Annotated in this window: 23 protein-coding genes; 7 read left to right on the top strand and 16 right to left on the bottom strand. The window is 72.3% G+C overall.

What is annotated here, in order from left to right; genetic code table 11:
- Positions 1-127: 127 nt before the first annotated feature.
- A complete protein-coding gene (gene glnII, locus AB0C73_RS30620; RefSeq protein ID WP_362536490.1) occupies positions 128-1159 on the bottom strand; it encodes a glutamine synthetase in 1032 nt (343 codons plus the stop codon).
- Between the two features lie 303 nt (positions 1160-1462).
- Here glnII and AB0C73_RS30615 point away from each other — a divergent pair, with 303 nt between their 5' ends.
- Entirely contained in the window at positions 1463-2392 is a 930-nt protein-coding gene (locus tag AB0C73_RS30615; protein ID WP_362536488.1) for a Gfo/Idh/MocA family oxidoreductase, read from the top strand.
- Between the two features lies 1 nt (position 2393).
- Here AB0C73_RS30615 and AB0C73_RS30610 read toward each other — a convergent pair whose 3' ends face one another.
- Entirely contained in the window at positions 2394-2753 is a 360-nt protein-coding gene (locus AB0C73_RS30610) for an arsenate reductase family protein (RefSeq protein ID WP_362536486.1), read from the bottom strand.
- 147 nt (positions 2754-2900) lie between these two features.
- Here AB0C73_RS30610 and AB0C73_RS30605 point away from each other — a divergent pair, with 147 nt between their 5' ends.
- Complete coding sequence (locus tag AB0C73_RS30605) at positions 2901-3176, top strand: hypothetical protein (RefSeq protein ID WP_362536485.1); 276 nt, start codon at positions 2901-2903, stop codon at positions 3174-3176.
- A gap of 98 nt (positions 3177-3274) precedes the next feature.
- Here the strand turns inward: AB0C73_RS30605 and glnA are convergent, their stop codons facing one another.
- Positions 3275-4684, bottom strand: coding sequence for a type I glutamate--ammonia ligase (gene glnA, locus AB0C73_RS30600; RefSeq protein ID WP_362536483.1), 1410 nt, complete (start codon positions 4682-4684; stop codon positions 3275-3277).
- A gap of 221 nt (positions 4685-4905) precedes the next feature.
- On the opposite strand from glnA, the gene AB0C73_RS30595 reads away from it, so the two are divergent.
- Complete coding sequence (locus AB0C73_RS30595; protein ID WP_362536481.1) at positions 4906-5373, top strand: RDD family protein; 468 nt, start codon at positions 4906-4908, stop codon at positions 5371-5373.
- 80 nt (positions 5374-5453) lie between these two features.
- Here the strand turns inward: AB0C73_RS30595 and AB0C73_RS30590 are convergent, their stop codons facing one another.
- The 4 genes from AB0C73_RS30590 to lipB form a co-directional block, all read right to left on the bottom strand.
- A complete protein-coding gene (locus AB0C73_RS30590; RefSeq protein WP_362536480.1) occupies positions 5454-6167 on the bottom strand; it encodes a DUF4191 domain-containing protein in 714 nt (237 codons plus the stop codon).
- Positions 6168-6177: 10 nt separating this feature from the next.
- Positions 6178-6387 carry a hypothetical protein gene (locus tag AB0C73_RS30585; RefSeq protein WP_362536478.1) on the bottom strand — a complete coding sequence of 70 codons (210 nt, stop codon included), beginning with the start codon at positions 6385-6387 and terminating at the stop codon, positions 6178-6180.
- Between the two features lie 239 nt (positions 6388-6626).
- Positions 6627-7598 (bottom strand): lipoyl synthase, encoded by a 972-nt coding sequence (gene lipA / locus AB0C73_RS30580; RefSeq protein ID WP_362536476.1) that lies wholly within the window; start codon positions 7596-7598, stop codon positions 6627-6629.
- Between the two features lie 102 nt (positions 7599-7700).
- On the bottom strand, positions 7701-8552 hold the full coding sequence (lipB, locus tag AB0C73_RS30575; protein WP_362536474.1) for a lipoyl(octanoyl) transferase LipB: 852 nt from the start codon (positions 8550-8552) through the stop codon (positions 7701-7703).
- A gap of 348 nt (positions 8553-8900) precedes the next feature.
- Here lipB and AB0C73_RS30570 point away from each other — a divergent pair, with 348 nt between their 5' ends.
- Complete coding sequence (locus tag AB0C73_RS30570) at positions 8901-10424, top strand: regulator (protein WP_362536472.1); 1524 nt, start codon at positions 8901-8903, stop codon at positions 10422-10424.
- Positions 10425-10466: 42 nt separating this feature from the next.
- Here AB0C73_RS30570 and AB0C73_RS30565 read toward each other — a convergent pair whose 3' ends face one another.
- Together AB0C73_RS30565 and AB0C73_RS30560 are read right to left on the bottom strand one after the other, a co-directional pair.
- A complete protein-coding gene (locus AB0C73_RS30565) occupies positions 10467-11771 on the bottom strand; it encodes an NAD(P)/FAD-dependent oxidoreductase (protein WP_362536470.1) in 1305 nt (434 codons plus the stop codon).
- Positions 11772-12014: 243 nt separating this feature from the next.
- Complete coding sequence (locus tag AB0C73_RS30560) at positions 12015-12959, bottom strand: TIGR01777 family oxidoreductase (RefSeq protein ID WP_362536468.1); 945 nt, start codon at positions 12957-12959, stop codon at positions 12015-12017.
- A gap of 46 nt (positions 12960-13005) precedes the next feature.
- On the opposite strand from AB0C73_RS30560, the gene AB0C73_RS30555 reads away from it, so the two are divergent.
- A complete protein-coding gene (locus AB0C73_RS30555; protein ID WP_362536466.1) occupies positions 13006-13533 on the top strand; it encodes a GNAT family N-acetyltransferase in 528 nt (175 codons plus the stop codon).
- Positions 13534-13569: 36 nt separating this feature from the next.
- Here AB0C73_RS30555 and AB0C73_RS30550 read toward each other — a convergent pair whose 3' ends face one another.
- Positions 13570-14214 carry a TetR family transcriptional regulator gene (locus AB0C73_RS30550; protein WP_362536464.1) on the bottom strand — a complete coding sequence of 215 codons (645 nt, stop codon included), beginning with the start codon at positions 14212-14214 and terminating at the stop codon, positions 13570-13572.
- A 125-nt stretch (positions 14215-14339) separates the two neighbouring features.
- On the opposite strand from AB0C73_RS30550, the gene AB0C73_RS30545 reads away from it, so the two are divergent.
- Positions 14340-15134 carry an SDR family oxidoreductase gene (locus AB0C73_RS30545; RefSeq protein WP_362536462.1) on the top strand — a complete coding sequence of 265 codons (795 nt, stop codon included), beginning with the start codon at positions 14340-14342 and terminating at the stop codon, positions 15132-15134.
- Positions 15135-15167: 33 nt separating this feature from the next.
- Here the strand turns inward: AB0C73_RS30545 and AB0C73_RS30540 are convergent, their stop codons facing one another.
- On the bottom strand, positions 15168-15689 hold the full coding sequence (locus AB0C73_RS30540) for a DUF4240 domain-containing protein (protein WP_362536501.1): 522 nt from the start codon (positions 15687-15689) through the stop codon (positions 15168-15170).
- A gap of 99 nt (positions 15690-15788) precedes the next feature.
- On the opposite strand from AB0C73_RS30540, the gene AB0C73_RS30535 reads away from it, so the two are divergent.
- Positions 15789-16718, top strand: a complete 930-nt coding sequence (locus AB0C73_RS30535) for an SDR family oxidoreductase (protein WP_362536460.1) — start codon at positions 15789-15791, stop codon at positions 16716-16718.
- On the opposite strand, the gene AB0C73_RS30530 is transcribed toward AB0C73_RS30535, so the two are convergent.
- From AB0C73_RS30530 to lpdA, 5 genes are all read right to left on the bottom strand, one after another.
- Positions 16709-17671 (bottom strand): WYL domain-containing protein, encoded by a 963-nt coding sequence (locus AB0C73_RS30530; protein ID WP_362536458.1) that lies wholly within the window; start codon positions 17669-17671, stop codon positions 16709-16711. The two genes, AB0C73_RS30535 and AB0C73_RS30530, sit on opposite strands and share 10 nt — an antisense overlap.
- Before the next feature lie 255 nt (positions 17672-17926).
- Positions 17927-20629, bottom strand: coding sequence for a pyruvate dehydrogenase (acetyl-transferring), homodimeric type (gene aceE / locus AB0C73_RS30525; protein ID WP_362536457.1), 2703 nt, complete (start codon positions 20627-20629; stop codon positions 17927-17929).
- Positions 20630-20932: 303 nt separating this feature from the next.
- Entirely contained in the window at positions 20933-21556 is a 624-nt protein-coding gene (locus AB0C73_RS30520) for a GntR family transcriptional regulator (RefSeq protein ID WP_362536455.1), read from the bottom strand.
- 156 nt (positions 21557-21712) lie between these two features.
- Complete coding sequence (gene sucB, locus AB0C73_RS30515; protein WP_362536453.1) at positions 21713-23467, bottom strand: 2-oxoglutarate dehydrogenase, E2 component, dihydrolipoamide succinyltransferase; 1755 nt, start codon at positions 23465-23467, stop codon at positions 21713-21715.
- Positions 23468-23529: 62 nt separating this feature from the next.
- A complete protein-coding gene (gene lpdA, locus AB0C73_RS30510; protein ID WP_362536451.1) occupies positions 23530-24918 on the bottom strand; it encodes a dihydrolipoyl dehydrogenase in 1389 nt (462 codons plus the stop codon).
- Between the last annotated feature and the right edge of the window lie 186 nt (positions 24919-25104).

The following is a 25104-nucleotide window of genomic DNA, read 5'->3' as shown; positions in this document are numbered from 1 at the left end:
GACGGAGCGGTCGCCCCGGTCGCCCCGCTCGCCGCGGCCGGAAAGCCCGTTCTCACCGCGTGGTACGGCGGGCGCCCCTCTCGGAGTACCGGTGGAACCGGGCGGAAACCAGGGGGAACCCGGCGGATCAGACCTGGCCGGCCTTCTCCAGGGCCTCGCAGCAGGTGTCCACCAGGAGGCGGGTCACCGTGTACGGGTCCACGTTGGCGTTCGGGCGCCGGTCCTCGATGTAGCCCTTCTGGTCCTGCTCGACCTGCCACGGGATGCGGACCGAGGCGCCGCGGTCGGAGACGCCGTAGGAGTACTTGTCCCACGGGGCGGTCTCGTGCAGACCGGTCAGGCGGTCGTCGATGCCGGCGCCGTAGTTCTTGACGTGGTCGAGCGGCTTCGAGCCCTCGCCCAGCGACTCGCACGCGGTGATGATCGCGTCGTAACCCTCGCGCATCGCCCTGGTGGAGAAGTTGGTGTGCGCGCCCGCGCCGTTCCAGTCGCCCTTCACCGGCTTCGGGTCGAGCGTCGCGGAGACCTTGAAGTCCTCGGCCGTGCGGTAGAGCAGCCAGCGGGCCACCCACAGCTGGTCGGCGACGTCCAGCGGCGCCAGCGGGCCGACCTGGAACTCCCACTGGCCCGGCATGACCTCGGCGTTGATGCCGGAGATGCCCAGACCCGCCTTCAGGCAGTTCTCCAGGTGCGCCTCGACGACGTCACGGCCGAAGATCTCGTCCGCGCCGACGCCGCAGTAGTAGCCGCCCTGCGGGGCCGGGAAGCCGCCGACCGGGAAGCCGAGCGGGCGCTCGCCGTCGAAGAAGGTGTACTCCTGCTCGATGCCGAAGATCGGCTCCTGCGACGCGTACTTCGCGTACACCTCGGCCAGCGCGGCACGCGTGTTGGACGCGTGCGGCGTCATGTCCGTGTTCAGGACCTCGCACAGCACCAGGATGTCGTCGCCGCCGCGGATCGGGTCCGGGCAGGAGAAGACCGGCTTGAGGACACGGTCCGAGGCGTGGCCCTTGGCCTGGTTGGTGCTGGAACCGTCGAAGCCCCAGATCGGCAGCTCCTCCAGCGGAAGCACCGCACCGGTGATGATCTTCGTCTTGGAACGGAGCTTGGCGGTCGGCTCGGTGCCGTCGATCCAGATGTACTCAGCCTTGAAGGTCACGGGGCCTCATCCTTTGGCGTGCTGCGGGTGCTCTGCTCCGCGCTCGGCGGTGGCTCGCGCCGTTGCGAGAGCCGCGGTGGCGGTGTCTGCGTCGTGCGCAGCTTCGCAACACGGGATTTCCCATCGGTTGCCCGTTTGTGAACCCCGTGTTACTCAGCCCTCCGTTCGCGCCCTCGGTAACGCGTGGGTTCGCGCGGGTTCGCGCCCGGACGTGCGCCCCGGACGTGCGCTCCGGGGCGGGCCGGGGACCGGTCAGGGGGACCCCTGATCCGGGGCGCGGCGGGGACCGGCAGACTGGTGGGCATGACGAAGCTCACAGGCACGAAGACCCGCATCGGACTCCTCGGCACCGGCCCCTGGGCCGAGCGCACTCACGCGCCCGCGCTCGCGGCCCATCCGGACGTGGAGTTCAGCGGCGTGTGGGGCAGACGGCCCGAGGCCGCGGCCGCGCTCGCCGCGGGGTTCGGGACCCGGGCGTACGAGGACGTGGACGCGCTGTTCGCGGCGAGCGACGCGGTCGCCCTCGCCCTGCCGCCGGAGGTGCAGGCCCCGCTGGCCGCGCGGGCCGCCGCGGCCGGCTGCCACGTCATACTCGACAAGCCGGTGACGACCTCGGCGGACACCGCCCGCGAGCTCGCCGACGCGGTGACCGGCGCCGGTGTGGCCTCCGTGGTGTTCTGCACCCTGCGCTTCGCCCCGCCCACCGCGCGCTGGATATCCGAACAGGTCGCCGCGGGCGGCTGGTTCCTCGGCGAGGCGCACTGGCTGGGCGCGCTGTTCTCCCCGGACGCCGACAGTGTCTACGCGGCCTCTCCCTGGCGGAGGGACAAGGGCGGCCTGTGGGACGTCGGCCCGCACGTCCTGTCCGTCTTCCTGCCGATCCTCGGTGACGTCACCTCCATCAGCTGCACCGAGGGCCGCGCGGACACCCGTCACCTGACGCTGCGCCACACCTCGGGCGCGAGCAGCACCGCCACCCTCACCCTCAGCGCCCCGGCCGCCTCCGCCGAGGCCGCGCTCTCCGTGTACGGCGAGCACGGCAAGGCCGTCATGCCCCACTGGGACGGTGCCCTCGACGCCTTCGGCGCGGCCGTCGACGCCCTCCTGGAGTCCGTCCGCACCGGCCGGGCCCACGCCTGCGACGTGCGCTTCGGAGCCCGGCTCACCGAGATCCTCGCCGAGGCCGAGTCGGTCGCCGCCGCGGCCCGCCCCCTCATGGGCACGGGGAGCTGACTCAGCGGGACAGCGCGTCCCGCACCGCCTCCTCGGAGCGGGCGACCACGGCCGTGCCGTCCTCGGCGGTGATGATCGGGCGCTGGATCAGCTTCGGGTGCGCGGCCAGCGCCTCCACCCAGCGGTCCCGGCTCGCCTCGTCGCGCGGCCAGTCCTTGACGCCCAGCTCCTTCGCGGCCGCCTCCTGGGTGCGGGTGATGTCCCACGGCTCCAGGCCGAGCCGTTCGAGGACCGCGCGGATCTCGTCCGGCGACGGCACGTCCTCCAGGTAGCGGCGCACGGTGTAGTCGGCACCCTCGGCGTCGAGCAGGGTCAGTGCGCTGCGGCACTTGGAACAGGCGGGGTTGATCCAGATCTCCATGCCCTCCAACGTACCTTCAAACCTCCCTCCCCAACCCCGTCAATGCCCGTCTGGCCAGGGACGATTGTCAGTGGCGGCCACTAAAATGGGGGGTGAAGGTGAGGGTCCCGGGGAGGGCCCCCACCCCCGTTCGCCAGGAGGTCGCCCATGGCCGTAGCCACGCTCAGGACACCGTCCATCGAATCCTGGAAGCCCCTCCGGAAGCAGCCGCTCCCCGCGGGCCGCCCCCGTGAGTGGTACGTCACCCACAACCGCCGGCTGAAGGCCATGCGCCTCGCGATCGCCCTGCTCGACGCGGGCGTCTACCTGCCCTCGCGGGCGACGAACGCGAAGATACGCGGCACGGCCGCCCAGCTCGGCATCCACCCGCCGTCCGACACCACCTGCCACATGGTCCGTGCCCTGATCCGCTACGGCCGCTGACCCCGACGCAAGCCCCCGTGTGAACGCGGCGAGGCCCGCCGCCCCCTCGAAGGGGCGACGGGCCTCGGCGATCAGCCTCGTCGAGCAGCCGCTACGGCTTAGAGGTCGAAGTAGAGCTCGAACTCGTGCGGGTGCGGGCGGAGCTGGATCGGGGCGATCTCGTGGGTGCGCTTGTAGTCGATCCACGTCTCGATCAGGTCGGAGGTGAAGACACCGCCCGCCTGCAGGTACTCGTGGTCCTCCTCCAGGGCACGGAGGACGGCCTCGAGGTTGGTCGGGACCTGGGCGACGTTCGCGTGCTCCTCGGGAGCCAGCTCGTACAGGTCCTTGTCGATCGGCTCGGCCGGCTCGATCTTGTTCTTGACGCCGTCGAGGCCCGCGAGGAGGAGCGCGGAGAAGGCGAGGTACGGGTTCGAGGACGGGTCCGGCGCGCGGAACTCGACGCGCTTGGCCTTCGGGTTCGAGCCCGTGATCGGGATACGCATCGCGGCGGAGCGGTTGCGCTGCGAGTAGACCAGGTTGATCGGGGCCTCGAAGCCCGGGACCAGACGGTGGTACGAGTTCACCGTCGGGTTGGTGAAGGCGAGCAGCGACGGGGCGTGCTTCAGGATGCCGCCGATGTAGTAGCGCGCGGTGTCCGACAGGCCCGCGTAGCCGGCCTCGTCGTAGAACAGCGGGTCGCCGTTCGACCACAGCGACTGGTGGACGTGCATGCCCGAGCCGTTGTCGCCGAAGATCGGCTTCGGCATGAAGGTCGCGGTCTTGCCGTTGCGCCAGGCGACGTTCTTGATGATGTACTTGAACAGCATCAGGTCGTCGGCCGCGGCGAGCAGCGTGTTGAACTTGTAGTTGATCTCCGCCTGGCCGGCCGTGCCGACCTCGTGGTGCTGGCGCTCGACCTGCAGGCCGACCTTCTCCAGCTCCAGGGACATCTCCGCGCGCAGGTCGGCGAAGTGGTCGACCGGCGGGGCCGGGAAGTAGCCGCCCTTGTAGCGGACCTTGTAGCCCCGGTTGTCCTCCTCCTTGCCGGTGTTCCAGGCGCCGGCCTCGGAGTCGATGTGGTAGAAGCCCTGGTTCGCGGCGGTCTCGAAGCGGACCGAGTCGAACACGTAGAACTCGGCCTCGGGGCCGAAGTACGCGGTGTCGGCGATACCGGTGGAGGCCAGGTACGCCTCCGCCTTCTTCGCGATGTTGCGCGGGTCACGGCTGTACTGCTCGCCCGTGATCGGGTCGTGGATGAAGAAGTTGATGTTCAGCGTCTTGTCGGCGCGGAACGGGTCCAGGCGGGCCGTCGACAGGTCGGCGCGCAGGGCCATGTCCGACTCGTGGATGGCCTGGAAACCGCGGATCGACGAACCGTCGAAGGCCAGCTCCTCGGACGGGTCGAACGCCGTCGCCGGGATCGTGAAGTGCTGCATCACGCCCGGAAGGTCGCAGAACCGGACGTCGACCATCTTGACGTCGTTGTCCTTGATGAATTTCTTGGCCTCGTCGGCGTTCTGGAACATCCAACTCCTCCTACTCCCGGCCCGGGGAGGGGCGGGCTTGCAGCTCGGTCGTGCGGCCAGTGCGGTGGCACACGCTGGACCCGACCATAGGCAGACGTGATTTCTCAAGCATGACCCATTTGTTTCGTCGAAGTTAACCGGGGCGGGTGTGCCTCGCAGCCCGGCGGGTTCCCGGCCACCCGGGCCGAAGTGATCAAAAACGGGCGCAGTACCGTGGTCGGGTGGACAACAGGCAAGCACTCGGATCATGGCTCTCCGGCCCCCGCGCCGCGGCCGAACAAGCGGGCGTGGACTTCGGTTACCGAGGGCAGCAGCTCGGCCTGCCCGAGGAGGGCCCCGGCTCCATCGCCCGTCCCGGCCGCCGCCTCGGCGCCCTCGCCGTCGACTGGGCGCTCTGCAGCCTGATCGCATACGGCCTCATCACCCACCGCTACGACCAGGTCAACCAGAACTGGGCGATCGTGATCCTGCTGGCGATGAGCGTGCTCACGGTCGGCACCGTCGGCTTCACCCCCGGTAAGCGCCTCTTCGGCCTCCGGGTCGTCTCCGTGCACGGCGGCCGCCTCGGCTTCCTGCGCGTGGTCCTGCGCAGCGTCCTGGTCTGCCTCGCCCTCCCGGCCCTCATCTGGGACCGCGACGGCCGCGGCCTGCACGACCGCTTCTCCGGCGCCGTCCAGGTCCGGATCTGACACCCGTACGAACAACGCGAAGCGCCCCGGACCGAGCAGGTCCGGGGCGCTTCCCGTTCGTATGGATCAGGCGTGCGCGCTCAGCGCGTCTTCCCGCCCCGCGGCATCCGCATGCCCTTCGGCATCGGACCCTTCGGCAGCGGCATGTTGCTCATCAGGTCGCCCATCGCCCGCAGCCGGTCGTTGGCGGCCGTCACCTGCGGGCCGGACAGCAGCCGCGGCAGCTTCAGCATCTTGGTGCGGACCTTCTTCAGCGGGACCTGGCCCGCCTCCTCGTCGTTGCCGACGAGGATGTCCGTCACCGGGACGTCCACCACGATCCTGGCCATCTTCTTCTTCTCGGCCGCGAGCAGCGTCTTCAGCCGGTTCGGGTTGCCCTCGCCGACCAGCACGATGCCCTGACGGCCGACCGCCCGGTGCACGACGTCCTGGTTGCGGTTCATCGCGACCGCCGGGGTCACCGTCCAGCCGCGCCCGATGTTCTGCAGCACCGCCGCGGCCGCGCCCGGCTGGCCCTCCATCTGCCCGAAGGCCGCCTTCTCGGCGCGCCGGCCGAAGACGATGGCCATCGCCAGGAACGCCAGGACGAAGCCGAGGATGCCCAGATAGACCGGGTGACCGATCAGGAAGCCGATCGCGAGGAGGACACCGAGTACGACGATGCCCACGCCCGCGACGACGAGACCGACCTTCGGGTCGGCCTTCCGGGTCATCTTGTACGTGAGGGCGATCTGCTTCAGTCGCCCGGGGTTCGCGGCGTCAGCGCCGCCCGTGGTGTTTGCCTTCCTCGCCATGTCCTGAAGTTTACGTGCCCCGGGACGCGCGCCCCTCCACGGCCTCCATCACATGCTCGGCCTCGACCCGGTCCTTGGCCCGGCGGCGGTCCTCGAGGACCGAGGTCCAGGCATTGCGACGGGCGGTGCGCTGCCCACCGGCGAGCAGCACGGACTCGACGGCCCGCAGGGCGCCGGTGACGGTCGGGAAGGCGTTGGCTCGGATGTGCGCGGCCTGCATGGGCGAGGGCCTCCGTGAACGCTCGGTGGCGGTGAGTGAGTACAGACTCACAGAACGGTGTTACCAGGGCGTGACCCGGGGGTCAAACACTGATGAAACCCTGACGAGACGGATGAGGCCGCCGGGACGCGCGGGATCGCCGTACAGAAACGGCCTGTGGCCCGTACGCGGTGCGTACGGGCCACAGAGGCAGTCGGGGGAACCCGGGGAGGCGGGGCGCCCGGAGAGGGGCGGGGGACTCAGACGGCCTGGGCCGCGTCCACCGTGCCCGCGCCGCGCTTCTCGATCGCCTGCTGGTAGAGGCGGCCGGCCCGGTACGAGGAGCGGACCAGCGGGCCCGACATCACACCGGAGAAGCCGATCTCCTCGGCCTCCTCCTTCAGCTCCACGAACTCCTGCGGCTTCACCCAGCGCTCCACGGGGTGGTGCCGGACGGAGGGGCGCAGGTACTGCGTGATGGTGATCAGCTCGCAGCCCGCGTCGTGCAGGTGCTGCAGCGCCTCGCTGACCTCCTCGCGGGTCTCGCCCATGCCGAGGATCAGGTTGGACTTCGTGACCAGACCGTAGTCACGGGCCTTGGTGATCACGTCGAGCGAGCGCTCGTAGCGGAAGCCGGGGCGGATCCGCTTGAAGACCCGCGGCACCGTCTCGACGTTGTGCGCGAAGACCTCGGGGCGGGAGTCGAAGACCTCCTTGAGCAGCTCCGGCACCGCGTTGAAATCGGGGGCGAGCAGCTCGACCTTGGTGCGGCCGGCGGCGCGCTCCGCGGTCTGCCGGTGGATCTGGCGCACGGTCTCCGCGTACAGCCACGCGCCGCCGTCCTCCAGGTCGTCGCGGGCGACGCCGGTGATCGTGGCGTAGTTCAGGTCCATCGTGACGACGGACTCGCCGACCCGGCGGGGCTCGTCACGGTCGAGGGCCTGCGGCTTGCCGGTGTCGATCTGGCAGAAGTCGCAGCGGCGGGTGCACTGGTCGCCGCCGATGAGGAAGGTCGCCTCGCGGTCCTCCCAGCACTCGAAGATGTTGGGACAGCCCGCCTCCTGGCAGACCGTGTGCAGGCCCTCGGCCTTCACCAGGCCCTGCATCTTGTTGTACTCGGGCCCCATCTTCGCCCGGGTCTTGATCCACTCGGGCTTGCGCTCGATGGGGGTCTGGCTGTTCCGGACCTCAAGGCGCAGCATCTTGCGTCCGTCGGGTGCGACTGCGGACACATCGGCTCCTGTAGCTTCGATTCTTCGGCGCACACCAGGGTACGCCCGTTGCTTCCCATGCCTTTACGCTCTGGCCAACCCATGGCCAGGGGTCGGCATTCCTCAGGCCGAGGCCGGCTCCGTCACAGGCTCCGCCGCCACAGGCGCCGCCGTCACCGGCTCAGCCGGTCGCTCGATGTCGCGCGGCTTGAGCACCGCGTCCGCCATCACCTCGCGCAGGTGGCGCTCCACCACCGGGAGCACCTCCTCGATCGTGACGTCCCGGCCCAGCTCGTTGGCGAGCGAGGCCACGCCCGCGTCGCGGATGCCGCACGGGATGATCCGGTCGAACCAGGTGTTGTCCGGGTTCACGTTGAACGAGAAGCCGTGCATGGTCACGCCCTTGGCGACCCGGATGCCGATGGCCGCGAGCTTGCGGTCCTCGCGGCGCTGGCCGGCGTTGGACGGGGCGTACTCGGGGCCGTTCAGCCGCGGGTCGAACTCCTCGTCGGTCAGCCGCGGGTCGAAGTCCAGGGAGAGCCCGCCGATCGCCGGGCGCTGCTCGACCGGGTCGCCGAGCACCCACACGCCGCTGCGGCCCTCGACCCGGGTGGTCTCCAGGCCGAACTCGGCGGCGGTACGGATCAGCGCCTCCTCCAGACGGCGCACGTGGGCGACCACGTCGACCGGGCGGGGCAGCTTCATGATCGGGTAGCCCACCAGCTGGCCGGGGCCGTGCCAGGTGATCTTCCCGCCGCGGTCGACGTCCACGACCGGCGTGCCGTCGAGCGGGCGCTCGCTGTCCGCGGTGCGCCGACCCGCGGTGTACACGGGCGGGTGCTCCAGGAGCAGGCAGGTGTCCTCGACCTCGTCGGCGAACCGTGCGGCGTGCACCTCGCGCTGCTTGTCCCACGCCACCTGGTAGTCGACGGCGTCCTCGCCGAAGCCCAGACGGACGAATCGCAGCTCACTCACGGCAATGCCTCCTCCTGGGTGCCGTGGGCCGGGTTCCCGGGGATCTTCCCGGGGGTGGGAGCCGGCTCGGCACCATGCGTCATTCGCGCCCATGCCACTGTACGGCGGTGCGCCCGAACGGCCTCCGGCAGGTGCGCGAGCACCCCTCCGGCGGAAGGGCGAGGCCTTCTACGCCGGTCCGGACCGGTCGCGTCAGCGACCGGTCAATCCTCACACGATCGGATGAATGTGGGGCGAAGGTGGTGGTAAACCCCACGACTGCCGCTAAATTCACGCCGTTCCATGAGGGCCATGAGGGTCCACACGGGCTGCCAACCCGGGCCCGGAAGGCAGGAGACCGCACAGCTGATGACGGAACGACCCTCGCAGCGCATCCCGAACCGCCAGCTCGCCGCGCTCATCGCCGAGGCGGGCTTCTCCAACGCGGGTCTCGCCAGACGGGTGGACCAGCTCGGCCTGGAACACGGCCTCGACCTCCGCTACGACAAGACCTCGGTGACGCGGTGGCTGCGCGGACAGCAGCCGCGCGGCACCACGCCGGCGCTGATCGCCGAGGTCTTCACCCGGCGCCTCGGCCGCCGGCTCTCCGCACAGGACCTGGGGCTCGACGCGTGCGCGCCGGTGTACGCGGGTCTGGAGTTCGCGGCGACGCCGGAGGAGGCCGTGGACATCGTCAGCGGCCTGTGGCGCAAGGACTCCGGAAGCCATGCCGAACTGCGGAAGATCGCCTTCACCCCGGCGGGTCTCGTCGTGCCGAGCCGCGACTGGCTGATCGGCCGGGCGGACGAACGGGTGGCGCGCGGGGAGCCCGCGGCGCCGGGCGCCCCCGGCCATGGGCACGGCTACGGCTCTCATGGCTCCCACGGCCGCACCGTCCCGGGCGCCCCGGGCGGTGCGGACCCGAGGGTGCCCGCCCAGGGCCGCCACACCTCCGTCCCCCGCCAGCGCGGCACCGACCGCGGACCCGGCCAGCGGGTGTCCAGCGGCGACGTGGCCGCGCTGCGCTCCGTCGGCGAGCTGTTCCGCACCCTCGACCACGCGTACGGCGGCGGGCACGCCCGCCAGGCCCTGGTCCGCTACCTGGAGCACGAGGCCGAGCCGATGCTGCGCGGCACGTACGGGGAGAGCGTCGGGCGCCGTCTGTTCGGCGCCGCCGCCGACCTCACCCGGCTCGCCGGCTGGACCTCGTACGACATCGCGGCGCACGGTCTCGCCCAGCGCTACTTCGTGCAGGCGCTGCGGCTCGCCCAGGCGGCGGGGGACCGGGCCTACGGCTCGTACGTCCTGATCACCATGAGCCACCAGGCCGTCTACCTCGGGCACGGGCGCGAGGCGGTGCAGCTCGCGCGGGTCGCCCAGCAGGGCGTCGGCGCCGGCGCCCCGCCCGTCGTCCAGGCCCTGCTCCACTCGGTCGAGGCGCGCGGACACGGCGTCCTCGGCGACTCCCGGGCCTGCGGCGCCTCCCTCGCCCGCGCCGAGCGGGCCCTGGAGGCGGCACGGCCCGGCGACGAGGTGCCGTACTGGGCGCGCTCCTTCGACGAGGCGCAGCTCGCCGACGAGTTCGGCCACTGCCACCGCGACCTCCAGCAGTACCGCGCCGCCGCCCAGCACGCCGAACGCGCCCTCCAGCTCCGCGCCCCCGGCTTCGCCCGCAGCCGCCTCTTCTGCCGCGTCGTCCTCGCCTCCGCCCGTCTCGCCCTCGGCGAACTCGACCAGGCCTGCGCCCTCGGCGCCGAAGCCGCCCAGCAGGCGTCCGAAATGCGCTCGGCCCGCGCCCTCGAATACGTCCGCGACTTCGAACGCCGCCTGGAGCCCTACCGCGACGCCCCGGCCGCCCGCACCTACCGCGACCGGGTGGCGGCCCTGGGCTGACCGCCTCCGGCGCCGGGGCGCGCCGCCCCGGGGTCCCCGCCCCTACGCCGCCTCCGCGCCCCCCTCCGTCGCCCCCGCCCGCACGCCCAGGTCCGCAAGGAGCGCCGAGGCCGCGCGGTGGGCCGAGGCGAGGGCGCCGAAGGGGGTGCCGGTGGAGCGGTGGTCGCCGCAGACGTAGAGGCCGGAGAGGAGACGGACGGGGCGTTCGGGGTCGAACGGGGGGCGCATGGCCGGGTAGGCGGCCGGGGTGTGGTGGAGGGCGAGAAGTTCCCAGTCGTCGGTGGACGCGCCGTAGAGGGTCGCCAGGTGTTTGCGGACCCGGCGTTCGGTGTCGTCCGGCGGGGTGCCGAGCACCGTCGAGGTGATCAGGACGCGTCCGTCGGGGGCGCGGCGCGGGTCGACCGTGCTCATGACGGCCGTGTGGGCGACCGGCCCGCCGGGGTCGGCCTCCAGGACCAGCACCGGGTCCGTCATCGGCGCGGCCGGCGCCGTGTGGTGGAGGACGGTCGCCGGGTGGTAGTCCGGCACCCGCAGCCCCGGCAGCAGCTCGGCCGCCGTCCGGCCGCCGGTCGCCAGGACGACCGCCCGGCAGCCGAAGACCCCGTGCTCCTCGGTCGTCACCCGCGAGATCGACGCGTCGGTGACCCGTACGCCGGTACGGACGGAGCCCGGCGGCAGTCCCGCCGCGAGCCGCTCCACCAGCGCGCCCGAACCGCCCTCCGGCACCCCGGGCCGGCCCCGCGCGAAGGACCGGAGCGCGAGGTCGGCCCGACGGCTGGAGGTCGACAGATCCGGGTCGCCGAGCAGCGCGGCGAGCAGCGGGCGCAGCACGCCCTGCACGGTGCGCACGGGCAGCCGGGCCGACAGGGCCTCGCGTGCGGTGCGCTCCGTGCGGGTGAGCAGCCGCTGGGCGGGCGTGGTGGCGAGCCGGACGAGCGACGCCCCCAGGCGCGCCTGGTCCAGCGAGACGGCCGGGTTGCGCGGGGCGCCTGCAAGGGCGCGCGCCATCCCGCGCGCTCCCCCCAGACCCCGTACGCCCCCCGTGCCCCAGGGCCCCGTGCCCCACGGTGTGTGCGGCGCACCCCAGCGTGCGTACCGCCCGTCGCTGTGCACCAGCACCCCCGGCGCGAACGGACGCAGCGGCACACCCGCGACCTCCGGCGCCGTGAACAGCGGTCCCAGCCGGTCGAGCCGGAAACCGTCGACGGTGTCGGTCGCCATCCGGCCGCCGACATGCGGCGCGGCCTCCAGGACCGTGACCGAGAGACCGGCCCCGGCCAGCTGATGAGCGGTCGCGAGACCCGCGATTCCCGCTCCTACGACGACGACGTCCGCGTTGTTGAGCACGTGCCCCTCCCCAGGTCGGCGCGGCTTGTGGGAGGCCTATGCCCCCAACGGGCCCCCGGAATGCCCTCGTTCGCCACGAGACTAGGCAGCGCTCCCACGGCGGGCAGCCGCGCGCGACGGGGTGCACGCAGCACGGGGGAGCACACCCGGGGGCACGCCGGGGAGACCGCTGGGAAAACGGAGGATGACGGTTCGTCAGTGAGGAGCGGTATCGGCGGGGAGGGTCGCTCGCGGCGGGCGGTGTCAGTGGGCGGCGGCCCGTACCGCCTCGTCGATGGTCGGGAACGCGAAGTCGAAGCCGGTCTCCAACAGGCGCCCCGGCAGTACCCGCTGACTGCCCAGCACATCCCCGGCGAACTCCCCGAGCACCACCCGCAGCGCCTGCGCCGGCACATGGCAGAAGGCCGGGCGGCGCAGCACCCGCCCCATCGCCGCCGTCACCTCGCGGTTGGTGACCGGTTCCGGCGCGGTCAGGTTCACCGGCCCGGACACCCCCGGGGTGTCGGCGAGGTGGCGCAGCGCGGCGACCTCGTCGTGCAGCGCGATGAAGCTCCAGTACTGGTGCCCGTCGCCCATCCGCCCGCCGAGCCCGGCCCGGAACAGCGGGAAGAGCCGCCCCCAGGCCCCGCCCCGGCGGGCCACGACCAGGCCGGTACGGGCGTACGCGACGCGGATCCCGGCCGCCTCGGCGGGCGCCGCCGCGGCCTCCCAGGCCACGCACACCTCGGGCAGGAAGCCCTCGCCCGCGGGCGCGCTCTCGTCGACCGCGCGGGTGCCGGTGTCGCCGTAGTAGCCGAGCGCGGTGCCGCAGACCAGCACCTCGGGCGGGTCGGCGAGCGAGGCGAGGGCCTCGGCGATGGCGCGGGTGCCGAGCACCCGGCTCTCGCGGATCTCCTTCTTGTACGTCTCGTTCCAGCGCCGCTCGCCGACGCCCGCCCCCGCCAGGTGCACGACCGCGTCGACCCCGACCAGGCCGGCGGCGTCCACATGGAGGCGCGCCGGGTCCCACTCGACCTCGTCGGCGGTGGCCGCGGGCCGGCGGACCAGGCGCAGGACGTCGTGGCCGTCGGCGCGCAGAGAGCGCACGAGGGCGGAGCCGATGAGTCCGGACGCGCCGGTGACGGCCACCCGGCGGCGGGCGGAAGGCCGGGCGGAGGGCCGGGAGGAGCGTCCAGGAGAACGGTGCATGCCGCCATCCTGCCCTCCCCAGGCCCGCCGTGGCACAGTGGCCCGCATGATCGTTCCGGAGATACCGAAAGACTCGAAGCACCCGGAGATCCGGGTCCGCGGGGCCGAGGCCGCCGACGAGCCCGCCCTCGCGGCACTCGACCGCGCCACCTGGTCGACCCTGCACGCCGTGCTGCCCGCATCCGGGCCCGGGCAGCCCTTCTTCGACGAGCGGCACCTGCCCGCGCACTACCTGGTGGCGGACGCCGGGGCCGAGGGGGCGGTCGGCTACCTCCGGCTCGTCCCGCCCACCCCCATGGCCTGCCACACCCACGTACGCCAGATCCAGGGGCTCGCCGTCGCCGAGGCCGCCCGGGGCCGGGGCGTGGCCCGCACCCTGCTGCGCGCCGCGCTCGACCGGGCCCGCGCCGAGGGCGCCACCCGCATCACGCTGCGGGTCCTCGGCCACAATGCCCCGGCCCGCGCGCTCTACGAGAGCGAGGGGTTCACGGTCGAGGGCGTGCTGCCGGGCGAGTTCCTGCTCGCGGGGGCGTATGTGGACGACGTGCTGATGGGCCGCTCACTGCTCGGCTGAGGTCACCGCTCGGCCGAGGTCACTGTTCGACCGAGGTCACTGCTCGGCCGGCGGGGGCGCGAGGAGCCGCATCCCGCCCATGAGTTCGCGCAGGCAGCGCACCGCGATCTCGGCCGGGGAGCCCGGGCCGTGCACCGGGGCGTCGGTCTCGGCCCAGGTCTCCAGGGCGAGCCGTATCGAGTCGGTGGCCGCGGCCGCCGCGAGCCGCAGTTCCAGGGGGTCGGCCGCGGGGCCCGCCAGGTCGGCGAGGACCACGCGCAGCCGGTCCTCCGACTCCTGGTTGACCCGGAACCAGACCGCCCGGAGCGCCGGGTCGGACGCGGCCGCGCGCAGCAGCCCGCGGGTCCACCGCAGGCCCTCCTCGGCCTCGGCGTCCGCGGCGGCGAGGGACTCGGCGATCGACCGCTCCAGGGCGGTCGGCAGCGCGGTGCCGGGACCGGTGGCGGCCAGCTCGGCGCGCCAGCGGTCGGCACCGCCCGCGAGGAGCGGGGCGACGGCGTCCTGCTTGGAACGGAAGTACCGGTAGAAGGTGCGCAGGGCGACCCCGGCCCGCTGGGCGATGTCCTCGGCGGTGGTGTCGTCGGGCCCGCGCTCGGTGAACAGCTCGGCCGCCGCACGGGCGATGTCGAGCTGGGTGGCGGCCTTGCGGCGCTCCGTCAGGGAGGGGGGCTTGGTGCTCACGCCCCTCAGCGTACGCCTGCGCCTGCCAGAATTGCACTCCATGCAGGTATGGCAAAACGTGCCACATTGGCGTACGGTGGCGTTATCGAGAAGAGAACGAAGCGTGAGATCGAGAGGTTGTCGTCATGAACCAGCTGACCCGTTACGAGGGACGCCGCGCACTCGTCACCGGCGGCGGCTCCGGCATCGGCCAGGCCACCGTGCTGCGCCTGCTGGCCGAGGGCGGGCGGGTCGTCGCCGCCGACATCAGCGAGGACGGCCTCAAGGACACCGTCACCAAGGCCGGAGACGCGGTCGACCGCCTCACCACCGTCGTCGTGAACGTCGGTGACGAGACCTCCGTGCGCGCGGGTGTCGCCGCCGCCGTCGAGGCCCTCGGCGGCCTGGACGTGCTGGTCAACGCGGCGGGCATCCTGCGCTCCTCGCACACCCACGAGACCGGCCTCGACGCCTTCGAGCAGGTGATCCGGGTCAACCTGACCGGCACCTTCCTGGTGATCCGCGAGGCGATCCCGGCGCTCCTGGAGGGTCACGACGCCGCCGTCGTCAACTTCTCCTCCACCTCGGCGATGTTCGCCCACCCCTATATGGCGGCCTACGCGGCCAGCAAGGGCGGCATCCAGTCCATGACCCACGCGCTCGCCGCCGAGTACGCCAAGCAGGGCATACGCTTCACCGCCGTCCAGCCCGGCTCCATCTCCTCCGGCATGACCGACGGCTCCGGCGCCAGCAAGCAGTCCCAGGGCCCCGGCCTGCCCGAGGACACCGACTGGTCGCTCTTCGCCAAGCTCGCCCCCGCGCTGGGCCAGGGCTTCGCCGGCCCCGAGACCGTCGCCGGTGTCGTCGCGATGCTCGCGAGCGAGGACGGCAGGTTCATCACCGGAACGGAGGTCCGCATCGACGGCGGCACCCACTTCTGACGGCGGACCGGTCCTGCCCCCCGCCCTCGGCCCTCAGCCGGGGCCGAAGCGGGCCCACAGGCGCGGGAAGCGGGCCGCGAGCACGCCGTCGTCGTCCAGGTCGAACGGGGTGCCCTGCGGTTCCGCGCCCTGCGGCGGAATGCCCAGCTCCGGCGTCTCCGCGCCGGTCAGCTGCTCGTACGCCTCGTCCGCCGCGAACCCCAGCTCCTCGCCGTCCCCGTCGATCTCCGGATCGAAGTCGTCGAGGAGCTCCGCCAGCGCGTCCGGATCGTGGACCGCGCCCTCGAAGACCTCCCGGCCCTGGCCGATCAGCCAGCACCGGAACCAGTCGAAGGTGTCGTCCGCCGCCCCGTCGAGCAGCACCGTCGCCGCGCCCCACAGCTCCCAGCTGAACGCGCGGTTGTAGCGGGCCTCGAAGTGGCGGGCGAAGTCCACCACGGAGTCCGGGTCGAGCCGGGTGAGGCGCTCCACGAGCAGGTCGGCGTGCTCCTCCGGGTCGCCCTCGGCGCCCTCCCGGGTGGAGTCGATGATCTCCCAGAACTCCGTCTCGTCCATCACGGGACAAGCATCGTGGCTGCCGCGGGGCGACGCACCCGGAATCGGCTGAAATCAATCCGGACAGAAGATGTCGGATTTCCCTGCCAGGCTGCTCGCATGACCCAGGAGAACAAGCCCCTCACCGGCCGTATCGCCCTCGTCGCAGGCGCCACCCGTGGCGCGGGACGCGCCATCGCCGTCCAGCTCGGTGCCGCCGGAGCCACCGTCTATGTCACCGGGCGCACCACCCGTGCCGAGGTCAGCGAGGTCGGCCGGAGCACCGAGACCATCGAGGAGACCGCCGACCTGGTGACCGCAGCCGGGGGCGAGGGCATCGCCGTGCCCACCGACCATCTGGAGCCCGAGCAGGTCCGCGCTCTCGTCGGGCGGATCGACCGCGAGCGCGGCCGGCTGGACGTCCTCGTCAACGACGTCTGGGGCGGCGAGCACCTCATCGGCTCCTCCTTCGGCAAGAAGACCTGGGAGATCGACCTCACCGACGGTCTGCGGATGCTCGAACTCGGCGTGAAGACGCACCTCGTCACCTCCCACACCGCCCTCCCGCTGCTCACCCGTCACCCCGGCGGCCTGGTCGTCGAGGTCACCGACGGCACCACCGCGTACAACGGCGGCCACTACCGCGAGAACCTCTTCTACGACCTCACCAAGAACGCACCCATCCGGATGGCGTTCGGCCTCGCCGAGGAGCTCGCCGACTCGGCCGGCACCGCCGTCTCCGTCAGCCCCGGCTGGCTCCGCTCCGAGCAGATGCTCGCCGGCTTCGGCGTCACCGAGGAGAACTGGCGCGATGCCACCGAGAAGCTCCCCGACTTCGCCGTCTCCGAGTCCCCGGTCTACGTCGGACGGGCCGTCGCCGCCCTCGCCGCCGACCCCGACCGGGCCCGCTGGAACGGGCGGTCCCTCGACAGCGGACAGCTCGCCAGGGAGTACGGCTTCACCGACGCCGACGGATCCCGGCCCGACTCCTGGGGCTTCCTGCTCGCCAAGGAGACCGACCCGGACGTGAACCCGGCGGACTACCGGTAGCGCTCGGCCATCGCCCGGGCGGCCGCCGCGAACCGTTCGCGCAGGCCGTCCGGGGCCACCACCTCGGCCTCCGGGCCGAGCCCGAGCAGCTGCCCGAAGGCGACCTCCTCGTCCTCCACCGGCAGCACCACCCGCAGCCGGCCGTCCGCCTCGGCCACCCCCGCCGCGAGTGCCTCGCCGGCCGCCGCCCGGTCCGTCACATACGGCAGCTGCCGCGCCCCCGCCTCCGTGAGCCGCAGCACCACCTCCGCGCGCAGCAGCGAGCGCGCGAACTCGGCCGACCGCTCGCTCCAGAACGCCGCCAGATCGAAGTCCGGATCCCGCTCGAAGGGCTCCCCGAGGAGCTCCACACCGGCGAACCGGTCCACCCGGTACGTGCGGAAGGCGTCGCCCGCCCGCGCGCACAGGTACCAGACGCCGGCCTTCAGGACGAGCCCGTACGGCTGGAGCTCGCGCTCCACCTCGCCGTCGCCGCGCCGGTAGCGGGCCCGCACCGGCCGGTCGCCCCACACCGCCTCCGCCACCGGCGCGAGCAGCTCCGGCGTCCGGGGCTCCTGGAACCAGGCCGGCGCGTCCAGATGGAACCGCCGCCCCACCGCCTCCGGCGCGTCCCGCAACGACGGCAGCAGCGCCGCCGACACCTTCAGCCGCGCCGCCGAGGCCGCGTCCGCGAGCCCCATGTCCCGCAGCGCCCCCGGCAGCCCGGACAGGAACAGCGCCTCCGCCTCCCCGCGCGCGAGCCCGGTGAGCCGTGTCCGGTAGCCGCCGACCAGGCGGTACCCGCCGGCCCGCCCCCGGTCCGCGTACACCGGAACCCCCGCCTCCGAGAGTGCGAGCGCGTCCCGGGTGATGGTCCGCTCCGACACCTCCAGCTCGGCGGCGAGCTCGGCGGCCGTCATCGACGGCCGGGACTGGAGCAGCAGGACCAGCTTGATGAGGCGGGCGGCACGCATGCCCCCAGCCTGTCATCCACACGGACCTCGTGGGCTGGGCCTAGGCCCCTACCGCTTCGGACGCCCGCCAAGGAGGCGCGGCGCCGTGTGGTGCGGGCAGGTGCAGGGGGCGGACGCGCCGCCAGGGCGCGGTCCCGTGTGCCCACCCGTCCCGCCCAGCGGGACGATTGCCCACACGGGGGTGCGGCGGAGTACGCCGAGGGGCCGCCTCCGTATGTGCGTACGGAAGCGGCCCCTCGGACGGATGTGAGGCCCTTACAGGCCGTAGCGCTCCCGTGCCTCCTTCACCGAGGTCGCCTGGACCTCGCCGCGGCGGGCGAGCTGGGCCAGGGCGGCGACCACGATGGACTGGGCGTCGACGCCGAAGTGGCGGCGGGCGGCCGTGCGGGTGTCCGACAGGCCGAAGCCGTCGGCGCCGAGCGAGGTCCAGTCCTGCTCGACCCACTGCGCGATCTGGTCCGGGACCTGGCGCATGTAGTCGGACACGGCCAGGACAGGGGAGTCCACGCCCTCCAGGACCTGGCGGACGTACGGCACGCGCTCCTCGCCGCGCAGCAGGGCCGCGTCGGCCTCAAGCGCGTCGCGGCGCAGCTCGGTCCACGAGGTCGCGGACCACACGTCGGCGGCCACGCCCCACTCCTCGGCGAGCAGCCGCTGCGCCTCCAGGGCCCAGTGGATCGCCGTGCCCGAGCCGAGCAGCTGGATCCGCGGCGCGTTGGCGGGCACGGTCAGCCCGGCCGACTCGGCCGTGTTGTAGCGGTACAGGCCCTTGACGATGCCCTCGTCCACGCCCGCGTGGCCCGGCTTGGCCGGCTGCGGCAGCGGCTCGTTGTAGACGGTGAGGTAGTAGAAGACGTTCTGGTCCTCGCCCTCGGCGGCCTCGCCGTACATCCGGCGCAGACCCTCCTTGACGATGGCCGCGACCTCGTAGGCGAACGCCGGGTCGTAGCTCAGTGCCGCCGGGTTGGTGGCCGCGATGACGGGGGAGTGGCCGTCGGCGTGCTGCAGGCCCTCACCGGTCAGGGTCGTACGGCCGGCGGTCGCGCCGACGAGGAAGCCGCGGCCGAGCTGGTCGCCGAGCTGCCACATCTGGTCGGCGGTCCGCTGCCAGCCGAACATCGAGTAGAAGATGTAGAACGGGATCATCGCCTCGCCGTGCGTCGCGTACGCGGTGGACGCGGCGATGAAGTCGGCCATCGAGCCGGCCTCGGTGATGCCCTCGTTCAGGATCTGGCCGTTGACGGCCTCCTTGTAGTACATCAGCTGGTCGCGGTCGACCGGCTCGTACGTCTGGCCCTTCGGCGAGTAGATGCCGAGCGACGGGAACAGCGACTCCATACCGAAGGTACGGGCCTCGTCCGGGACGATCGGGACCCAGCGCTTACCGGTCTCCTTGTCGCGGACCAGGTCCTTGACCAGGCGCACGAACGCCATCGTCGTGGCCAGGTTCTGCGAGCCGGAGCCCTTGTCGAAGGCGGCGAAGGCCTTGTCGGCCGGGGCCGGCAGCGGCGCCAGCGGGTGCGTGCGGCGGGCCGGGGCGGGACCGCCGAGGGCCGCGCGGCGCTCCTGGAGGTAGCGGACCTCGGGGGAGTCGGCGCCCGGGTGGCCGTAGGGGACCACGCCGTCGGTGAACTGGGCGTCCGAGATCGGCAGGTCGAGCAGGTCCCGCATGTCCTTGAACTCGTCCGAGGACAGCTTCTTCATCTGGTGGTTCGCGTTCTTCGACGCGAAGCCCTCGCCCAGGGTGAAGCCCTTCACCGTCTGCGCCAGGATCACCGTCGGCGCGCCCTTGAACTCCAGGGCGGCCTTGTAGGCGGCGTACACCTTGCGCGGCTCGTGGCCACCGCGCGAGAGGTGGAAGCACTCGAGGATCTTGTCGTCGGACAGCAGCCGCGCCATCGCGACGAGCGCCGGGTCCTTGCCGAAGAAGTCCTCGCGGATGTAGGCGGCGTCGCGGGTCTGGTACGTCTGGACCTGCGCGTCGGGGACCTCGCGGAGGCGGCGGACCAGGGCGCCGGTGGTGTCGAGCTGGAACAGCTCGTCCCAGGCGTTGCCCCACAGGGTCTTCACGACGTTCCAGCCGGCACCGCGGAACGCGGCCTCCAGCTCCTGCACGATCTTGAAGTTGGCGCGCACCGGGCCGTCGAGACGCTGCAGGTTGCAGTTGATGACGAAGGTCAGGTTGTCCAGACCCTCGCGGGCCGCGAGGGCGAGCGCCGCCGTCGACTCGGGCTCGTCCATCTCGCCGTCGCCCAGGAAGGCCCAGACGTGCGAGGCGGAGACGTCCTTGATGCCGCGGTTGGTCAGGTAGCGGTTGAAGCGCGCCTGGTAGATCGCGGAGAGCGGGCCGAGACCCATGGAGACGGTGGGGAACTCCCACAGCCAGGGGAGACGGCGCGGGTGCGGGTAGGAGGGCAGGCCGTTGCCGCCGGCCTCCTGCCGGAAGTTGTCGAGGTGCGCCTCGGTCAGGCGCCCGTCGAGGAAGGCGCGGGCGTAGATGCCGGGGGAGGCGTGGCCCTGGATGTAGAGCTGGTCGCCGGAGCCGTCCCCCTCCTTGCCGCGGAAGAAGTGGTTGAAGCCGGTCTCGTACAGCCAGGCCGCGGACGCGAAGGTCGCGATGTGGCCGCCGACGCCGTGCTTGGAGCCGCGGGTGACCATCGCGGCCGCGTTCCAGCGGTTCCACGCGGTGATCTTCCGCTCCATCTCCTCGTCGCCGTCGATGACCGGCTCGGCGGAGGTGGGGATGGTGTTGAGGTAGTCCGTCTCCAGGAGCTTGGGCAGGGCCAGGCCCGCGCCTTCGGCGTGCTGGAGGGTGCGGCGCATCAGGTAGGCGGCCCGGTGGGGGCCGGCGGCCTTGGTGACGGCGTCGAGGGAGGCCGCCCACTCGGCGGTCTCCTCGGTGTCACGGTCCGGGAGCTGATCGAGCTCGCTCGGAATGTTGCCTACGGGACCGGTCATGATCGCCGCCTTCCGGACAGATGGGGTGGAGATAAAAAGGCCTTGTCTGGCAGGACAGGGCGAAGGGCCGGGTGACGGCCCGCCGAAGACTGTAAGCCTCCGATCGATGATCGATCAAAGCTTCGGCAAGAAAAAGGTGCCCGGAGCACCAAAGTCGGCACAGGGTGCCGCGAAAGAGGGCACCCGGTGCCTTGTTTTCGCAGGTGAAGCCGCTGATCTGAGACGCCGGTCACACGGAGCTCACACGGACGAGCGGGCCCGCCCGGAGGCAGGCCCGCTCGTACGACAGTGTGAGGTCGGGCGTCAGGCGCGCGGCGCGCACCCCAGTACATGCGCCTTCACCAGCGCCCCGATGTCCGGGTCGCCCCGCCGGAAGGCCTCCACCAGCTCCTGGTGCTCCTCCGCGTACGACTTCTGCACCGTGCCGAGCCAGCGGATCGAGAGCGCCGTGAACACCTCGATGCCCAGGCCCTCCCAGGTGTGGAGGAGCACGCTGTTCCCGGCCGCCCGCACCAGCTCCCGGTGGAAGGCCACCGTGTGCCGCACCTGCGCCGTGCCGTCGGAGGCCGCGTCCGCCTCGTACAGCGCCGCCACGTGCGGCTCCAGGGCCGAGCAGTCGGCCGCGAGCCGGCCGGCCGCCAGCTCCGCCGCGATCTGCTCCAGACCGGCCCGGACCGGATAGCTCTCCTCCAGGTCCGCGGCGGTCAGATTGCGCACCCGGACGCCCTTGTTCGGCGCCGACTCGATCAGCCGCAGCGACTCCAGCTCGCGCAGCGCCTCCCGGACCGGGGTCTGCGAGACCTCCAGCTCCGTCGCGATCCGCCGCTCCACGATGCGCTCGCCCGGCTTCCAGCGTCCGCTGACGATGCCCTCCACGATGTGCTCGCGGATCTGCTCGCGCAGCGAATGGACGACGGGGACGGTCATTGAGTGGCTCCTCCGGGAGTTCTTGACCCTTAGACAATACGGCGGCGCCCCCGCCCGGAAACACATCCGGACGGGGGCGCCGCAGGTGAGGCTCGTTACGTTGCGGTGCACGCGCCTCTTACTCGCCAGTAGCCTCAGCGGCTCCAGCAGGCAGGCTCAGAGGCCGAGGTCGACCTCGAACTCGCCGGCCTCCAGGATCGCCTTCACGGCCACCAGGTAGCGGGCGGCGTCGGCGCCGTCCACCAGACGGTGGTCGTAGGAGAGCGTCAGGTAGGTCATGTCGCGCACGCCGATGACGGTGCCCTCGGCGGTCTCGATCACGGCCGGGCGCTTCACCGTGGCACCGATGCCCAGGATGGCGACCTGGTTCGGCGGAACGATGATGGTGTCGAACAGCGCGCCGCGCGAACCCGTGTTGGAGATCGTGAAGGTCGCGCCCGCGAGCTCGTCCGGGGTGATCTTGTTGCCGCGGACCTTGCCCGCCAGCTCGGCGGTGGCCTTGGAGATGCCGGCGATGTTCAGGTCGCCCGCACCCTTGATGACCGGGGTCATCAGGCCCTTCTCGGAGTCCACCGCGATACCGATGTTCTCGGTGTCGAAGTAGGTGATCGTGCCCTCGTCCTCGTTGATCCGGGCGTTGATGACCGGGTGGGCCTTCAGCGCCTGGGCCGCCGCCTTGACGAAGAACGGCATCGGGGAGAGCTTGACGCCCTCGCGGGCCGCGAACGCGTCCTTGGCGCGGGCGCGCAGCTTCATCAGCTTGGTGATGTCGACCTCGACGACCGAGGACAGCTGGGCCTGGCCGTGCAGCGCCTTCATCATGTTGTCGCCGATGACCTTGCGCATGCGGGTCATCTTGACCGTCTGGCCACGCAGCGGGGAGACCTCCAGGACGGGGGTCTTCGGCGCGGCGGCGGCAGCGGTCGGGGCGGCGACGGGAGCGGCGGCGGCGGCCTTCTTGGCCTCGGCGGCCGCGAGGACGTCCTGCTTGCGGATGCGGCCGCCGACGCCGGAGCCCTTGACGGTCGACAGGTCGACACCGTTCTCGGTGGCGAGCTTGCGGACCAGCGGGGTCACGTAGGCGCCCTCGTCCTCCGGGGCGGCCGGGGAGACGGCCGGAGCGGCGGGCGCGACGGGGGCCGGGGCGGCCACGGGGGCGGCCGGAGCCGGAGCGGCGACCGGGGCGGCCGGGGCCACCGGGGCGGGCGCCGGAGCCGGAGCGGCCGGAGCCACCGGGGCCGGGGCCGGAACAGCGGCGGGGGCCGGGGCGGCGACCGGGGCCGGGGCGGCCGGGGCGGCACCCGCGGCACCGATGACGGCGAGCTTGGCGCCGACCTCGGCGGTCTCGTCCTCGCCGACGACGATCTCCAGGAGAACGCCGGAGGCGGGGGCGGGGATCTCGGTGTCGACCTTGTCCGTGGAGACCTCGAGCAGCGGCTCGTCGGCCTCGACGGTCTCGCCGACCGACTTCAGCCAGCGGGTCACGGTGCCCTCGGTGACGGACTCGCCGAGCGCGGGCAGCACGACGTCGGTGCCCTGGGCGGCACCGGCGGCGGCGGCCGGGGCGGCGGGAGCGACCGGGGCCGGGGCGGCCGGGGCCTCGGCCACCGGGGCCGGGGCGGGGACGGCGACCGGCTCGGCGGCCGGGGCCGGGGCGGCAGCCGGGGCGCCGGTGCCGTCGTCGATGATGGCCAGCTCGGCGCCGACCTCGACCGTCTCGTCCTCGGCGACCTTGATGGAGGCCAGGATGCCCGAGGCGGGGGCGGGGATCTCGGTGTCGACCTTGTCGGTCGAGACCTCGAGCAGCGGCTCGTCGGCCTCGACACGCTCACCCTCGGCCTTGAGCCAGCGGGTGACGGTGCCCTCGGTGACGCTCTCGCCGAGCGCCGGCAGGGTTACGGAAACCGACATGGTTTCAGTTGCTCCTAACGAATTGCGGAAGTTGGTCGTCGCGCCCTGTGATGACGTGAGCGTCAGTCGTGGGAGTGCAGAGGCTTGCCGGCCAGGGCCAGGTGGGCCTCGCCGAGCGCCTCGTTCTGCGTCGGGTGGGCGTGGATGAGCTGCGCGACCTCGGCCGGCAGCGCCTCCCAGTTGTAGATCAGCTGCGCTTCGCCGACCTGCTCGCCCATGCGGTCACCGACCATGTGGACGCCGACCACGGCACCGTCCTTGACCTGGACGAGCTTGATCTCGCCCGCGGTCTTGAGGATCTTGCTCTTGCCGTTGCCCGCGAGGTTGTACTTCAGGGCGACGACCTTGTCCGCGCCGTAGATCTCCTTGGCCTTGGCCTCGGAGATGCCGACGGAGGCGACCTCGGGGTGGCAGTACGTCACCCGCGGCACGCCGTCGTAGTCGATCGGAACGGGCTTGAGACCCGCGAGCCGCTCCGCGACGAGGATGCCCTCGGCGAAGCCGACGTGCGCGAGCTGGAGCGTCGGGACGAGGTCGCCCACGGCCGAGATCGTCGGCACGTTCGTGCGCATGTACTCGTCGACCAGGACGTAGCCGCGGTCCATCGCGACGCCCTGCTCCTCGTACCCGAGACCGGCGGAGACCGGGCCGCGGCCGATGGCGACGAGCAGCACCTCGGCCTCGAAGGTCTTGCCGTCCGCCAGGGTGACCTTCACACCGGTCTCGGTGTACTCGGCCGACTGGAAGAACGTGCCCAGGTTGAACTTGATGCCGCGCTTGCGGAAGGCGCGCTCCAGCAGCTTCGAGCTGTTCTCGTCCTCGACCGGGACGAGGTGCTTCAGGCCCTCGATCACCGTGACGTCGGTGCCGAAGGACTTCCACGCGGAGGCGAACTCGACGCCGATGACACCGCCGCCGAGGATGATCGCGGACTCCGGCACCCGGTCCAGGGTCAGCGCGTGGTCCGAGGAGATGATGCGGTTGCCGTCGATCTCCAGACCCGGCAGGGACTTCGGCACGGAACCGGTGGCGAGGAGGACGTGGCGGCCCTCGACCCGGCGCCCGTCGACGTCGACGGAGGTCGGGGAGGACAGGTGGCCGGTGCCCTCGATGTAGGTGACCTTGCGGGAGGCGACCAGACCCTGCAGACCCTTGTAGAGGCCCGAGATCACGTCGTCCTTGTACTTGTGCACGGCCTTGATGTCGATGCCCTCGAAGGAGGCCTTGACACCGAACTGCTCCGCCTCGCGCGCCTGGTCGGCGACCTCGCCGGCGTGGAGCAGGGCCTTCGTCGGGATGCAGCCGTTGTGCAGGCAGGTGCCGCCGAGCTTGTTCTTCTCGATCAGTGCGACGTCCAGGCCCAGCTGCGCTCCGCGCAGCGCCGCGGCATAACCGCCGCTACCGCCGCCGAGGATCACTAGGTCGAAAACGGTGCTGGCGTCGTTCGCCACGTCACGTCCTCCATGCATGTGCGCTCGTCGCCCGTCTTCGCTGACGGGGCGGCGGCTCCGGGTGTCCGGCCGCATATTCGTCGGCCCTGTGGTGGGGGCCCTGTCCTGCCGAGAACCCATCTTCGCACTTGTTGCCGGACGGCGGGACGCGGGGCCGCGTCCTGAGACGGCCGATCGTCCGTACGG

It is taken from the genome of Streptomyces sp. NPDC048623 (assembly GCF_040650755.1).
In the GTDB taxonomy this organism is placed as follows: Bacteria; Actinomycetota; Actinomycetes; order Streptomycetales; family Streptomycetaceae; genus Streptomyces.
Note: the sequence above shows the minus strand (reverse complement) of the source record. Positions and strands in the feature narration are given on the sequence as shown.

Coding starts and splice junctions, on each gene's coding strand:
- AB0C73_RS30615 (WP_362536488.1), top strand. CDS start 1,463: ATGACGAAGCTCACAGGCACGAAGACCCGCATCGGACTCCTCGGCACC.
- AB0C73_RS30610 (WP_362536486.1), bottom strand. CDS start 2,753: ATGGAGATCTGGATCAACCCCGCCTGTTCCAAGTGCCGCAGCGCACTG.
- AB0C73_RS30605 (WP_362536485.1), top strand. CDS start 2,901: ATGGCCGTAGCCACGCTCAGGACACCGTCCATCGAATCCTGGAAGCCC.
- glnA (WP_362536483.1), bottom strand. CDS start 4,684: ATGTTCCAGAACGCCGACGAGGCCAAGAAATTCATCAAGGACAACGAC.
- AB0C73_RS30590 (WP_362536480.1), bottom strand. CDS start 6,167: ATGGCGAGGAAGGCAAACACCACGGGCGGCGCTGACGCCGCGAACCCC.
- AB0C73_RS30585 (WP_362536478.1), bottom strand. CDS start 6,387: ATGCAGGCCGCGCACATCCGAGCCAACGCCTTCCCGACCGTCACCGGC.
- AB0C73_RS30570 (WP_362536472.1), top strand. CDS start 8,901: ATGACGGAACGACCCTCGCAGCGCATCCCGAACCGCCAGCTCGCCGCG.
- AB0C73_RS30560 (WP_362536468.1), bottom strand. CDS start 12,959: ATGCACCGTTCTCCTGGACGCTCCTCCCGGCCCTCCGCCCGGCCTTCC.
- AB0C73_RS30555 (WP_362536466.1), top strand. CDS start 13,006: ATGATCGTTCCGGAGATACCGAAAGACTCGAAGCACCCGGAGATCCGG.
- AB0C73_RS30545 (WP_362536462.1), top strand. CDS start 14,340: ATGAACCAGCTGACCCGTTACGAGGGACGCCGCGCACTCGTCACCGGC.
- AB0C73_RS30540 (WP_362536501.1), bottom strand. CDS start 15,689: ATGGACGAGACGGAGTTCTGGGAGATCATCGACTCCACCCGGGAGGGC.
- AB0C73_RS30535 (WP_362536460.1), top strand. CDS start 15,789: ATGACCCAGGAGAACAAGCCCCTCACCGGCCGTATCGCCCTCGTCGCA.
- AB0C73_RS30530 (WP_362536458.1), bottom strand. CDS start 17,671: ATGCGTGCCGCCCGCCTCATCAAGCTGGTCCTGCTGCTCCAGTCCCGG.
- aceE (WP_362536457.1), bottom strand. CDS start 20,629: ATGACCGGTCCCGTAGGCAACATTCCGAGCGAGCTCGATCAGCTCCCG.
- AB0C73_RS30520 (WP_362536455.1), bottom strand. CDS start 21,556: ATGACCGTCCCCGTCGTCCATTCGCTGCGCGAGCAGATCCGCGAGCAC.
- sucB (WP_362536453.1), bottom strand. CDS start 23,467: ATGTCGGTTTCCGTAACCCTGCCGGCGCTCGGCGAGAGCGTCACCGAG.